Genomic DNA, 12,319 nt, shown 5'->3' with positions numbered 1-12,319 from the left:
TGCTGTTACTTCATTAGCGGGATGACTTATTCTTTGAAATCACCCTGTGAGCCAAGATGGCGAGGAGTTTCCCCAACCCGTAGTAGAAGATGGCGTTGGCGATCACCGTCGGGAGAATGAAGTACCCGTTACGCAGCTGGAAGGTCGGCACATGGCCGGGAATATGCCACCAGGCGTCGATCCAGTCGATCAGCCAAGCGATGGGGAAGCCGAGGGGGAAAACTGTAGGCAGCGCGACCAGATCGCACATCCAGCCTGAGCAAGTGAGTGCCTGGTAGAACAAGATGCCGGCCATGGCGATGTAGCAAGCCGAAAGAAGCCAGCCGCATTTGGATGTTGTTGCTATTGCCACATTGGTGTTCTCCGCTGCAGCTAATGGTTAACGCTGAAAGAACCGGTGGCGTAGCCGTCCGGTTGCTTGACTTGTTAAATGCACCCAACTATTATAGTGCGCATGAATAGTGCGCATGACCCATACGCATACCCAATGTTGAGATCCGGCACGATGCAACCTCAAACAGACAGCAAAGCCCCCAAGAAATCCACAAACCTCAGTATAAACAAAGACTTATTAGATGAGGCCCGCAGCTTGAACATAAACCTTTCAGCAACCCTGGAGCAGGCACTAACTGAGAAAGTTCGTCATGAGCGACGCAAGCAGTGGCTACAGAACAACCGAGAGGCAATTGAAACCTGTAACGAACTCGCTGAACGACATGGTCTCTTCTCCGACAAGCACAGGGTATTCTGATGGGTCAGTTCGATCTCTATGTGAACACTGACAAAGACACCAATACAACATACCCCTATCTTGTTGATGTTCAGAACAACCTACTCGATTCGCTGAATAGCAGAGTGGTCATCCCGCTAACTCCCATTAGCAAATCGAACACACCCTATCCTGAGAATCTTTGCCCAATTATTAAAATCAAGAACAAAAAATTTGCGTTACTGACGCACCAACTAACAAGCGTTCCAAAGAGTCTTTTAAAAAAGGAGGAAGATTCATTAGCGCCAAACAGAGATGACATCGTAGCTGCTATAGACTTTCTGGTTACTGGTATTTAACGACCGAGATCAGCTTGCTTTGGCTCGCTGCATCGATTCGTTAGCCGACGCCCTTCTCACTCTTTGGCGTCCATCCATCATCATACCCCCAGCTGAGCCATGCCAAGTACTGGTCGGCCAAGACTTCAGCCGAACTGATGACATCTTCCGCCTCGGCACGAGAGATGGGAGTGCCGTGTGCAGCCGCGTCACAGACGTTCAAGACCTTCATCGCCAACTGCATCTGATCTGACGTCATCGCCCCCTCTTCATAGAGCAACCGCAAAAGCCGGGCACCTGCCGCTCGTTCGTCCACCTCAACATTGAATCCTTTAGCCAGGTTCTTCGCGAGAACGTCAATCTCAATCCGCAGACCCGCCAGAGCAATGTTCGGATCATGGTCCGCAAGATTCCGGTAATACTGCATATCCAGACCGCTAGAGGATGGTCGCAGGCCGAGCTGCATGAGCTGCGTATTCCGGCGAACGTGACCGGTCATTCCGGCGATCGTGACCGATCTGCTCACCGCTCTCTCGCTGGCTCTGGTTTTGTAAGCTGACCGGTCACGATGGGTCAACTGCTGCCGCTTGCGGGGCGGCGTTCTTGCGCATCGATTCTCCTCTGAGTGTCAGGCGGTGGGCGCTGTGCAGCAGCCGATCCAAGATGGCATCAGCCACCGTCGCGGCGCCGATATAGTCGTGCCAGTGCTCGATCGGCAGCTGGCTGGCGATCAGCGTCGAGCCCCGGCCATGCCGGTCCTCGATCACCTCCATCAGGTCCTGGCGCTGCGGCGCGGTCATCTTCTGCATGCCCCAGTCGTCGAGGATCAGCAGGTCGGTCTTCTGCAGCTGGCCCATCAGCCGGGCGTAGGAGCCGTCGCCCTGGGCGATGCGCAGCTGCTCGAACAGGCGCGGCACCCGGAGATAGCGCACCGAGTAGCCTTGCCGGCAGGCCTGGTTGCCCAGGGCGCAGGCCAGCCAGGTCTTGCCGCACCCGGTGGGCCCCGTGATGCACAGGTTGAGGGATTGGCCGATCCACTCGCCGCTCGTCAGCGGTGCCATGCGGCCCCGCTCCAGACCGCGAGGATGGCGGTAGTCGATGTCCTCGATGCAGGCCGTCACCCGCAGCTTGGCCGCCTTCAGCAGCCGGTCGAGGCGGCGGTTGTCGCGATGCAGGACCTCACGGTCGAGCAGCATGCCCAGGCGATCCTCGAACGGCAGGTCGTAGGTGTCCGGCTGGGTGAGCTGATGGGCCAGGGCGTCATGCATGCCGGTCAGCTTGAGGTGGCGCAGGGTGTCGAGCAGGGGCTGGGTCATCATCGGTCGTCTCCTCAGGTCAGTGGTAGTACTCGGGACCGCGCACGTTGGTGTGGGGCGGCAGGTCGTCGAGCGCCTCAGGGAGCGTCAGCATCGGCTGCTGATCCAGCCCCTGCTTGAGGATCGAGGCGATGCTGCTGTAGCGCGTGGTAGGGATCGCCAGGGCATGCGCGCAGGCCTGCTCCAGCCGGTCCTTGCCGTAGCGCCGGCTGAGCTGCAGCAGGCCCAGGCAGGCACGGTAGCCATGCTCGGGATGGGGACGGTCCTGCAGCTGTCGCTGGGTCATCTCCAGGGTGGCGACGCCGATGCCCTTGGCCCACGCCAGGAAGCGGCTCGGCGACCAGTCGCGATGGGCCTGGTGGCGCTTGGGCATGTGCTCGGCCAGGGTCGAGAAACGCCCCGGTGCATGGCGCGGGTGCGCCGCCACTCGCTGCCCCTTGTGGAACACCTCCACCATGGCGTGGGTCAGGCGCACCTCCAACACCTGGCCCACCAGGCTGTGGGGGACGCTGTAGAGGCGCTTGTCGATGTCGAGGTGGTAGTCGATGCCGGGCTTGGCCTTGCGCCACTCGGCGTACTCGTAGGGCGTCTCCGGCAACGGGCGCAGCACCGGCCGGTCGATGGCCTGGAAAAGGTCACGCCGGCTCTCCTCGCGGCCCTGGAAGGGCCGTCGGTTGAGGTCGTCGAGCAGCTCGCGAATGGCCTGGTTCAGCATGACCAGGGTGAAGAAGGTGTGGTGGCGCAGGCGGGCCAGGATCCAGCGCTCCACCAGCAGCACGGCCGCCTCTGCCTTGGCCTTGTCCTTGGGCTTGTAGGGCCGCGCCGGCAGCACGGCGACCTGGTAGTGCCGGGCCATCTCAGCATAGGTGGTGTTGAGCTGGCTCTCGTAGCGGCACGCCCGCGTCACCGCGCTTTTCAGGTTGTCGGGGACGAGCAGCTCGGGCACCCCGCCCAGATACTGGAAGGCTCGCTGGTGGGAGGCAATCCAGTCGGGCAGCGCCTGGCTCCAGGTGGCCTCGGCATAGGTGTAGCTGGAAGCGCCCAGCACGGCGACGAACACCTGGGCGTGGCGTATCTCGCCGGTGGCCTGATTGATGATCGGCACGGTCGGGCCGCAGTAGTCGATGAACAACTTCTCGCCGGCCCGGTGGACCTGGCGCATGCTGCGCCGCTGGCGGTTCCGCCAGGCGCGGTAATGATCGCAGAACCGACTGTAGCGGTACGCCTTGTCGCCGTGGACCTCGACGTACTCCGCCCATAGCAGCTGCAGGGTCACGCCCTTGCGCTTGAGCGCCTGGTGGACCTGGAAGTAATCCGGCGCTGTGAAGCGCAGCGGCGGGGTCTTGGCCGGGAACAGCCGCGCCTCCAGCGCGGCTTCATCGGTACCGTCAGGCAGAGGCCAACTGATGCCGGCCACCTGGGCCAGGCTGACGTACTTGCTGACCACGCCCTTGGAAAGGCCGCAGGCCCGGGCAATCTTCTCGTGGCTGAGCCCGGCGTCCCCGAGTTCGACACTTCCAGCCCGATTTTGGCCCGAAATTGGTACCCGTGGTCTGAGAATTCAGTCACTTAGCCAATGCTGGCCGAATCCTTTGTAGTGACACGTTTTTCTATTGGAGCCTTGCCAGCCTTGGAATAGGCGGTCTATGGTGATGACATGTTTGTCAAAGTCACCAAATCCGGCCCGCGTCGCTACGTGAAGCTCGTCGAGTCCTACCGTGACGAGGCCGGTAAGTCGCGCCAACGCGTCATCGCCACGCTGGGCCGCCTCGAGGCCGTCACGGCCGGGGAATCCAGCGCGCTGATCAATGGTCTTCTGCGGGTCTCCGGCCAGCCCTCGCTCGACGAAGGCACCGGCGAGACCGACTTCGCGCCGGCGCGCTCCGTTGGTGACACTTGGTTGCTGACCTCGCTCTGGAAAGAGCTTGGCCTGGACGATGCCTTCCGGCGGGTGCTGCGCACCAAGCGGCAGTTCGATGCCGAACGGCTGCTGCGGGTCATGGTGTTCAACCGCCTCTGCGATCCCGAATCCAAGCTCGGCGTGCTGCGCTGGTTGGAGGATGTGCTGGTGCCCGATGTCGACACGGCCTCGATCCGTCATCAGCATCTGCTGCGCACCATGGACACCCTGTCGGAGTGCAGCGAAGCGCTCAACGATGTGTTGGCACAGCAGCTCAAACCGCTGATCGATCAGGAGCTGTCGATCGTCTTCTACGACCTCACCACGATCCGAGCAGAAGGCCAGACATCGCTCGAGGGTGATGTGCGCCATTACGGGCCTTCGAAGGAGGGCGGCATCGGCCGACAGTTCATGTTGGGCGTCGTGCAGACGGCGGAAGGCCTGCCCATCCACCACGAAGTATTCGATGGCAACGTCGCGGAAACCAAGACGCTGCTGCCGACCATCGAGACCGTCACCCGGCGCTTCAAGGTACGGCGTGTGGTGCTGGTCGCCGACCGTGGCCTGCTCTCCCTGGACAACCTGGAAGCCCTGTCCGCTGTGCGTATCGAGGGTCGTCCCCTGGAATTCATCTTGGCCGTGCCGGGCCGCCGTTACGGCGAGTTCGATGACCTGTTGAAGGCGTTTCACCAGAAGCACTGCCAGGACGCCGATCGCGAAGCCTACGGCGAGATGGCCTGGCAGGGTCATCGCCTGATCGTGGCGCACCGGCCGGAAGTCGCCAAGGTTCAGACAACCGCGCGCGATCAGAAGATCGAGGCCCTGCAGGCCGATGCACGCCAGTGGTTCGAGAAGCTGGATAACCAGGATGCCGGACGCCGCTATCGCGGCAGAAAGCTCTCCGATCCCGGCGTGACGGCCAGGTTCTATAAGGCCGTCACTGACGCTCACCTCGGCCATGTTCTCAAGGTCGACCTGACCGCCGAGACGTTCAACTACGTGCTCGATCAACGGGCGCTGGATCGCGCCAGGATGATGGATGGCAAGCTGCTGCTGGTCACCAACATGGCCGATCATGAGCCAGAGCAAATCGTCGAGCGCTATCGGGCGCTGGCTGACATCGAACGCGGCTTCCGGGTGCTGAAGAGTGACATCGAGATCGCGCCGGTTTACCACCGGTTGCCGGATCGCATCCGCGCTCATGCGCTGATCTGCTTCCTCGCCCTGGTGCTTTACCGGGTGCTGCGGCTGCGGCTGAAGGCCAGTGATCACAAGCTTTCGCCGACGCGGGCACTAGAAATTGCCCGCAAGATTCAGTTCCACCAGGTCCTGCTGCACCGTCGCGAGACGGCGAGCGGCTTGACCAAACTGAAGCCTGAACAACGCGACCTTTTCGAAGCGATTGGCCTGCCGGCGCCTACCGCATCGCGCTTGTAGTGCCAATTTTGAAAAGGCGTTTCCAGGCTAATCAGTGGCTTACGCTTCTATCTGTCGAACTCGGGGGCGTCGTACTTGAGGCGCAACACCTCGGTGATGGTTCGCATGGGAATCCTCGGTGCTGGCATATCCCCCTCCAGGGGCAAAGGCAAAAGGAGGGGTATGCCGTAAAAGTCCGAATCATTCCAGCGAGTTAGGTGAGATTCCGGGAACGTGACCGATGATTCCGGCATCGTGACCGCGGATTCCGGGAAACAGGCCGAAATCGGTCACGATGAAACGGAATGGCCGGTCACGTTGGCCCGGAATGGTCGGTCACGATAGATCGGAACGGGCGGTCACGATGGCGCGGAATACGCATGAGCCGAGCGTTTGCCTCCGTAAGCGGGATCACAGGTCCTCGCCTTCTATCTTCCGGCGTCGTTTCCTGTTGTACTTTACGGGAGAGCTCTTTGACGCCCCTAATCTCTTTGTCTAAGTCCACCACGATTCCGCCCGGCAGCTTGGCGTGTCGGATTCGCTGGAGCAGCGCGACCAGCTGTGGGCGGAAAAGTAGGCAGATTGCGACAACGACAGCGGGCCAGATCAGGGCCCGTACATACTCGAGGATGAGGCTTGCCAGTTCCATTCGTCCGGGCCTTTACGTTGGCTAACGCTTCACATCACCGGCAGCAAAAAGCGGAGCGACGAAGGAACGGCTCATTTTGCTGTCAGAGTTCATGTGATTGTTAGCTGCCGTCACTTTTCTTACTTGTGTCACCAACAACCTCATTGTAGAGATTGGAAAACCGCTCAATGACGCGATCTGCGAAAAAGCCAGTAATAGCAGATACGCCTGTTACGCCCCATACGTTGAATGTGTCAATCTGTGTTTGGTTAATGATCCCGGCACGAAGTATTAGAAAAAGAACAACAGACACAAATAGCCCTACAATTGCAGAATGAACCATGTGCCATAGGTTCATTTCCTCTTTCCTTATTACACTATCATGAGAAAAATATCTCATTAGCCCACCCATCATTCCCGATGAAGAGACAGCCAGGAAGACTTGCGCCTCTCGGAGCTTGGATTCATCCTGAAATGGCAAGCTTTCATAAAATAATATTGAATAACAAACACCAGCGAAAGTAATAAAGAACAATGAGACAGCCAGCACTCTTACAAAGAAGTAGCTAAACTTATCTGGCTCGATAACTATGAACGAGGCCATGGCAACACTAGCGAACATTGTCATAAAAAAAGGATAGCCATCAATGGGCCCAATGTAGAAGCCGCCATATAACATTAAAAAATAGAAAACCATGAAACCTGTAATCAAAAGCACCGCCAGAAGTATGCGCTTCCGAAACTCCTTTTTCTTTCCAAAGGAGACTTGCTTTTCTTCTTCCCGCAGCTTTTCTTCTGACATTCTCTATTTTCCTTTGCGCAGCCAACTCCCGAACTCAGCCGAGGCCGTCGAGTCAGCGCCGAAGTCGGCTGGAGCGACTGGGCGCAGCGCGAGCACCACAATTTACCCATTTGGTGGCAACGAGGTCTCGGACAACGACAGCGGGCCAGATCAGGGCCCGTACATACTCGAGGATGAAGCTTGCCAGTTCCATTCGTGCGGGCCTTTACGTCGGCTAGCGTCTGAGCTAAGCGGCGGCTTTGGAGCGCAGCGGAAAAGCCGTCCGGCGTAGGCCTGGGTCGGGACTGGCAGTGGGTGCAGATGATCCGGGCCCCGAAAGTCCAATCGCTGCCCGATATTCTGAGCGTTTCAGAGATCGAGCGCCTGATTGGGGCAGCTCGCAAGCTGCGCTACCGGGTGTTTGTGCTGACCACCTACTCGATGGGGCTGCGCCTGGGCGAGACGCTGGCGCTGGAAGTGGGCGATATCGACAGTGCCCACCGCCAGGTGCATATCCGGCGCGGCAAGGGCCACAAGGACCGGCTGGTACCGTTGCCGGATCTGACCTATCAAGGCTTGCGGGCCTTGTGGTCCAGGCATCGCCATCCGAGATTGCTCTTTCCCAATGCCAACGGTTCCATGAACACTATCCGCCACGCCTCCTCGCCTATGGATCGCGGTGGCGTGCAGACGGCAATGAAGAAGATGCTGGCCGTTTGCGGCATTAAAAAAAAGCCTCCGTTCATACCCTGCGCCATTCCTTCGCCACGCATCTGCTCGAACAGGGCCTGAGCCTGCGTCACATTCAGGCGCTGCTCGGCCATGCCAGTCCCACCACCACCGCACGCTACGCACAACTCACCCATACCACCGAACAGGACAGTGCGCGCATCATCAATCGCCTCGTCGGTCGGCTGCATGTCGATCTGCGGAGGTTGTGATCATGGAGCTGGCCACCATCATCCACCAATACCGAGGCAATCTCGAACAACACTATGGCGACCGGTTACTCCCCGGCCATCGATATGCTCTGGACGCCATGCTGCGTTGCCGGACACCGCAGTCTGGCCAGGTTCACTGGGCGTGTCATCACTGTAACCAGCACCAGTATCAGCCGCTGTCGTGCGGGCATCGCAGCTGCCCGCGGTGCCAGAACCTGGAGGCAACCCGCTGGCTCGATCGGCAACGGGCGAAGCTGCTGCCGGTTGATTACTTCATGGCCACTTTCACCTTGCCGGCGCAACTGCGCGCGCTGGCCTGGCGGCATCAGACCGTCGTCTACGGCCTGCTGTTCGACTGCGCCGTCTCCACGCTCAGGGACTTTGGCCTGAACCCGGAAAAGCTCGGCGCCGAGCTGGGCATGACGGCCGTGCTGCATACCCATGCACGTGACAAAAGCTTTCATCCACACGTGCATATCATCGTCCCCGGCGGCGGCATCCATCGACTCCGGCGCTGCTGGAAAAAGGTCAAGGGCCGATACCTGTTCAATGCGTTCGCGCTGGCCAAGGTCTTTCGGGCACGTATGCTCGATGGTTTGAACAATGCTGGAGTGCCGATTCCCAACCCTGTACCCGAACAGTGGGTGGCCGACTGCTGCCGGGTGGGCCACGGGGGGCCGGCGCTGGAATACCTGTCACGCTATCTCTACCGGGGCGTGATCGCCGAGTGCGACATCATCGCCAATCAGAACGGCAAGGTCACGTTCCGCTATGTCGAATCCGGCACCGGAGACACGCGCACCCGGACCCTGCCGGGCGCGGACTTCCTATGGCTGATTCTTCAGCATGTGCTTCCCAGAGGCTTCCGCCGCGTACGCGACTATGGCTTTCTGCATGGGAACGCCAAAAAGCTGCTCGGGCTGGTGCAGTTGATCCTGCATGTCACGCTGGCATTCCCGGTGGCCTCAAAGCGGCCCAAGCCCGCCTGTCCCGAATGCGGCAACCCCATGCACGCCGCTTCGATCATTCGCGGTCACTGGCACCCCGGATAGGCTCCACAGCCCCACAAAACCCGTGGCTCACTTGACAGGGAGGATGCGGAACCACCTATGGCAAAAATTGCTTGATGACGCCGGCCTGGAAACAAGCCAATAGCCGCGCTCGTCCTCAAGAAACACGCCGCGTCATGCAACGCGCTTACCCGCCTAAAAGCAAACGGACATATTTGCTATTATAAAGCCTCCCAGCATCACGACCGGGCTTGTTCAACTACCGGATCAGGTCGTGGCTCGCTTCGCTCGCACGACCTATCCTTATTCGTTATGCAGCTTGGCGAGTCGGTGAACCCGGCAAGCTGAAGTGATCTTACGCCGACGACAACAGGGATGCGATACCCAGCGGATGAAAGCCCGGACAGTGAGTGGCCACGTGCAGGGGATAACGCCGAAGCCAGCGGCACCGCCGATCCGGTAGCGGTTCTGCTTCCGGTCGCCGGGCAGTGCATCACGATGCCTGGTGAAGCCAAAGACGAAGCGCGACGCGAACAAGCGGAACGACGCCAGTTGGCGTTGACGCAACCACATAAGGCAGCCGGCCACGCATAACGCCCCTGTTCTGGCGCCAAAGTATGTTGGCGTGGCTTTTGCACATTTTGCAAAAGGCATGACGACATGCTTTGGTCGCTCAGGAACGGTTTGTTATGTGATTTATTTATCTCCATCATCTTTATTCTTAAGACCCGGAAGTTGCTTTATCTCATGTTTACTGGCTGATGGAAGTTGGCTTAATAAGCTATTGTTTAACTCGTCTTTTATCTCCTGTGAGAGCGCCGATTTCTCAACCCGCTCAAACTTGTCTATCAATTCATCAAAATTTTCTATATTTGCTCTATTAAAAAAAGGTAAAAACCTAATATATTTTATACAAACATTATACGCCCCAAGAAAACCTGACATTCCTGCTAAAACCCACCAGCCTCCACCACCGATAACTCCAATAACTACTGCCCCCCCAAAGAATGCTGCGAGCGCCCCTCCACTTAAACGATCGAGTTCTTCGGATTCTTTCCTGACGGTTTTTGAAAGGGAGAATACTCTTTTTATTTCTCCCAGTTTCATGACTCTAACCTCTTGAGCAAATATCTTGCTTCGTGGATATGTGAGAGAGAGCGCATAACATATGTGAAGGCAACAATGGAATAAAATGCAAATCCAAAGATAAATAAGTATTTGATGACCCAGAATTCATTTGCAAAATCAGATTCTATATTTACGTTGTTCAGAATTCCTATGGACGGATGATCAATGATAATTGTCAAACAAACCACGGCCATACCAAGAAGCACTTGTATAAATGCTTTCAGAATATTTTTTCTAGCTGCAACTATTGTTTCTGATAAAATATCATAAAGATCGCTATCATCTTCCATATATATTTCATTCATTTATTGATATCTCCTTTATATCTGAAAGCTTCGCTCATTCACATAACGCCCGCCATCAGCTGCGCGAGGAATGAGCGTCAGCTGCATGGCTTGGTTATGTAATTTTCTACGACACATTGCCAACCAATATGTCAACCGGTGTCTTATATGCTCTAACTGAAATGCCGTAGACCTCGCTAGTATCCTCGCACCCACCACAAACTAACGCCACCAAATTCCCTGATTTGTCTATGATCGGAGCTCCGCTACACCCCTGAAAGTGTTCATGCCCAGGGTGCGAGAAAGGCAATTTGAAGAAATGGTAATCATCTTCAGTGCGCAAGAAACTGAGGCGATCATATACTCGAAGCTCTCCGCCGAAATAGACTTGCCCAAAGTGATTCTCTGACGCAGGCATCACCATACCGCAGAATCCGTATTCTTGATTTTCGTCAGGTTCATCCAGCAGGCTGGGGGAATGCACATTTATTGGTGTTTCAGATTTAACTGAATTTCCGGGAACTTCGATTTCCTGCCGAAATGCGATAAAACTTGATGGCACTTCTACATAAGAAAAATCCACATCCTCAAGCTTCGGATTTGATAGCGTTGCTCTTGCAAGAAAATTCATAGCACCGAGTTGATAGTTGCACGTGCCTTTACCCGGAACATATTTCTGCTGTATGGCCCAATTCGCTTGATCCCCTGTCGCATGAGATACCGTCAAAAGAAGACGCCTTCCCGAATAATCTATCAAACATCCCGACGCAATGCCGGTCGGTAGCCTCTGCTCGTTCAGTCTTACGAGTGGGACGCTAGATAGCCACAACTGCTTTTGAAATTTGCTAAAAGGCACAAGGTCTCCTTTCGATTACCTGAATCCGTGAGGCCGACCCCATTAAGTGCTTCTAACCCACTGACCTGCATGGCAATATAGTGGATATCGCCATTCACCCAGACAGCGCCATGCCCAACGTCAAATTCCGCGCCAGTCGCCGCACCCTCACCAGCCATGCCGGGTTGTCGATCATCGGGCAGTGCCTCGAGATTGCCGGCGTCGACAGCATCGACGGCCGCTTCCCCACCACGCTGGGTATGCGCACCAGCGACGTGGTCAAGAGCTACCTGGGCCTGCTGTGTCTGGGCATGAGCGACTATGACGCCATCGAGAACTTCCGCCGAGATAAGCCCTTCCAACAGCTGCTGACCCTGCAGAAGGTGCCGAGCACGGCGACGCTGCGACAGCGGCTGGAGAAGCTCGCCGTCAATGACCTGCAGGCGCGCACCGCCACCTGGTCCACGACCCTGCTGTCACTGGTCGAGGCACCGATCACCGCCGAGACGACACATGTCTGCTTGGACATCGACACCTTCGTCATGGACAACAGCCACTCCAAGAAGGAAGGCGTCTCGCGGACCTACAAAAAGGTTGACGGCTACACCCCGATTGCCGCCTATCTGGGCAACGAAGGGTGGTGTCTGGGCCTGGAGCTGCGTCCCGGCAAGCAGCACACCATGAAGGAAAGCAACGCCTTCCTGGAGCGGGTACTGCCCCGCGCCCAGGGCCTGACCGAGCAGCCCATCCTGCTGCGCGAGGACAGTGGCTTTGATAGCCAGGCACACCTCGCGCTGCTCGAACGGCAGCGACAGGCCTTTGCCGACGCGGGACGCCGGCTCGACTACCTCGTCAAATGGAACCCACGCGGCTCGGCCACCGCCGATCAGGACACCTGGCTGGCCGTGGCGGCGGACTATTGGCAAGAGCTGCGCCCGGGCAAACGCCAGGCGTTGTGGACGCAGACCGTCTCAATCCGCGACGACACCAAGGTCGAATACGTCGTCAAGCGCGTGATGCGCCTGGTGGAGCG

At 57.5% G+C, this 12,319-nt stretch carries 14 protein-coding genes; 6 read left to right on the top strand and 8 right to left on the bottom strand.

Translation table 11 applies throughout. From position 1 onward, the window contains the following. Positions 1 to 13: 13 nt before the first annotated feature. Positions 14 to 352: a hypothetical protein gene (locus J5F18_RS06965; RefSeq protein ID WP_346301553.1), complete on the bottom strand. Its 339-nt coding sequence runs from the start codon at positions 350 to 352 to the stop codon at positions 14 to 16. 78 nt (positions 353 to 430) lie between these two features. Here J5F18_RS06965 and J5F18_RS06960 point away from each other — a divergent pair, with 78 nt between their 5' ends. Continuing rightward, the gene (locus J5F18_RS06960; RefSeq protein ID WP_346301552.1) at positions 431 to 751 is read left to right on the top strand and encodes a type II toxin-antitoxin system CcdA family antitoxin; all 321 of its coding nucleotides are present in this window, start codon (positions 431 to 433) and stop codon (positions 749 to 751) included. A 357-nt stretch (positions 752 to 1,108) separates the two neighbouring features. Here J5F18_RS06960 and J5F18_RS06955 read toward each other — a convergent pair whose 3' ends face one another. The 3 genes from J5F18_RS06955 to istA form a co-directional block, all read right to left on the bottom strand. Further along, entirely contained in the window at positions 1,109 to 1,546 is a 438-nt protein-coding gene (locus tag J5F18_RS06955; RefSeq protein WP_346301551.1) for a hypothetical protein, read from the bottom strand. A gap of 64 nt (positions 1,547 to 1,610) precedes the next feature. Next, positions 1,611 to 2,366, bottom strand: a complete 756-nt coding sequence (gene istB / locus J5F18_RS06950) for an IS21-like element helper ATPase IstB (protein ID WP_346301550.1) — start codon at positions 2,364 to 2,366, stop codon at positions 1,611 to 1,613. A gap of 16 nt (positions 2,367 to 2,382) precedes the next feature. Further along, positions 2,383 to 3,903, bottom strand: a complete 1,521-nt coding sequence (gene istA, locus J5F18_RS06945; protein WP_346302192.1) for an IS21 family transposase — start codon at positions 3,901 to 3,903, stop codon at positions 2,383 to 2,385. 117 nt (positions 3,904 to 4,020) lie between these two features. On the opposite strand from istA, the gene J5F18_RS06940 reads away from it, so the two are divergent. After that, a complete protein-coding gene (locus J5F18_RS06940) occupies positions 4,021 to 5,700 on the top strand; it encodes an IS1634 family transposase (protein ID WP_346301549.1) in 1,680 nt (559 codons plus the stop codon). 728 nt (positions 5,701 to 6,428) lie between these two features. Here the strand turns inward: J5F18_RS06940 and J5F18_RS06935 are convergent. Then, entirely contained in the window at positions 6,429 to 7,109 is a 681-nt protein-coding gene (locus J5F18_RS06935) for a YEATS-associated helix-containing protein (RefSeq protein ID WP_346301548.1), read from the bottom strand. Between the two features lie 300 nt (positions 7,110 to 7,409). Between J5F18_RS06935 and J5F18_RS06930 the strand changes: the two genes are divergently transcribed. The 3 genes from J5F18_RS06930 to J5F18_RS06920 are packed head-to-tail and all read left to right on the top strand — an operon-like array spanning position 7,410 to position 9,081. Further along, positions 7,410 to 7,880, top strand: a complete 471-nt coding sequence (locus tag J5F18_RS06930; protein ID WP_346301547.1) for a tyrosine-type recombinase/integrase — start codon at positions 7,410 to 7,412, stop codon at positions 7,878 to 7,880. Next, positions 7,838 to 8,029 (top strand): tyrosine-type recombinase/integrase, encoded by a 192-nt coding sequence (locus J5F18_RS06925; protein ID WP_346302191.1) that lies wholly within the window; start codon positions 7,838 to 7,840, stop codon positions 8,027 to 8,029. Before J5F18_RS06930 ends, J5F18_RS06925 begins: the two co-directional genes overlap by 43 nt. 2 nt (positions 8,030 to 8,031) lie before the next feature. After that, a complete protein-coding gene (locus J5F18_RS06920) occupies positions 8,032 to 9,081 on the top strand; it encodes a transposase (protein ID WP_346301546.1) in 1,050 nt (349 codons plus the stop codon). 654 nt (positions 9,082 to 9,735) lie between these two features. Here J5F18_RS06920 and J5F18_RS06915 read toward each other — a convergent pair. The 3 genes from J5F18_RS06915 to J5F18_RS06905 form a co-directional block, all read right to left on the bottom strand. Then, positions 9,736 to 10,146 carry a hypothetical protein gene (locus J5F18_RS06915; RefSeq protein ID WP_346301545.1) on the bottom strand — a complete coding sequence of 137 codons (411 nt, stop codon included), beginning with the start codon at positions 10,144 to 10,146 and terminating at the stop codon, positions 9,736 to 9,738. Beyond that, positions 10,143 to 10,457: a hypothetical protein gene (locus tag J5F18_RS06910; protein ID WP_346301544.1), complete on the bottom strand. Its 315-nt coding sequence runs from the start codon at positions 10,455 to 10,457 to the stop codon at positions 10,143 to 10,145. The genes J5F18_RS06915 and J5F18_RS06910 overlap by 4 nt, the downstream gene beginning before the upstream one ends. A gap of 121 nt (positions 10,458 to 10,578) precedes the next feature. Beyond that, complete coding sequence (locus J5F18_RS06905; RefSeq protein WP_346301543.1) at positions 10,579 to 11,307, bottom strand: hypothetical protein; 729 nt, start codon at positions 11,305 to 11,307, stop codon at positions 10,579 to 10,581. A gap of 80 nt (positions 11,308 to 11,387) precedes the next feature. Here J5F18_RS06905 and J5F18_RS06900 point away from each other — a divergent pair. Further along, positions 11,388 to 12,319, top strand: a 932-nt coding sequence (locus tag J5F18_RS06900; protein WP_346301542.1) for an IS1380 family transposase, incomplete at its 3' end; no start/stop codon positions are given.

It is taken from the genome of Halomonas sp. BM-2019 (assembly GCF_017584085.1).
This window is presented reverse-complemented; position numbering and strand designations above follow the sequence as displayed.

What these genes read in the sequence shown, in the direction of transcription:
- J5F18_RS06960 (WP_346301552.1), top strand. Translation starts at nt 431, where the DNA reads ATGCACCCAACTATTATAGTGCGCATGAATAGTGCGCATGACCCATAC.
- J5F18_RS06955 (WP_346301551.1), bottom strand. Translation starts at nt 1,546, where the DNA reads ATGACCGGTCACGTTCGCCGGAATACGCAGCTCATGCAGCTCGGCCTG.
- istB (WP_346301550.1), bottom strand. Translation starts at nt 2,366, where the DNA reads ATGATGACCCAGCCCCTGCTCGACACCCTGCGCCACCTCAAGCTGACC.
- J5F18_RS06940 (WP_346301549.1), top strand. Translation starts at nt 4,021, where the DNA reads ATGTTTGTCAAAGTCACCAAATCCGGCCCGCGTCGCTACGTGAAGCTC.
- J5F18_RS06935 (WP_346301548.1), bottom strand. Translation starts at nt 7,109, where the DNA reads ATGTCAGAAGAAAAGCTGCGGGAAGAAGAAAAGCAAGTCTCCTTTGGA.
- J5F18_RS06930 (WP_346301547.1), top strand. Translation starts at nt 7,410, where the DNA reads ATGATCCGGGCCCCGAAAGTCCAATCGCTGCCCGATATTCTGAGCGTT.
- J5F18_RS06920 (WP_346301546.1), top strand. Translation starts at nt 8,032, where the DNA reads ATGGAGCTGGCCACCATCATCCACCAATACCGAGGCAATCTCGAACAA.
- J5F18_RS06915 (WP_346301545.1), bottom strand. Translation starts at nt 10,146, where the DNA reads ATGAAACTGGGAGAAATAAAAAGAGTATTCTCCCTTTCAAAAACCGTC.
- J5F18_RS06910 (WP_346301544.1), bottom strand. Translation starts at nt 10,457, where the DNA reads ATGGAAGATGATAGCGATCTTTATGATATTTTATCAGAAACAATAGTT.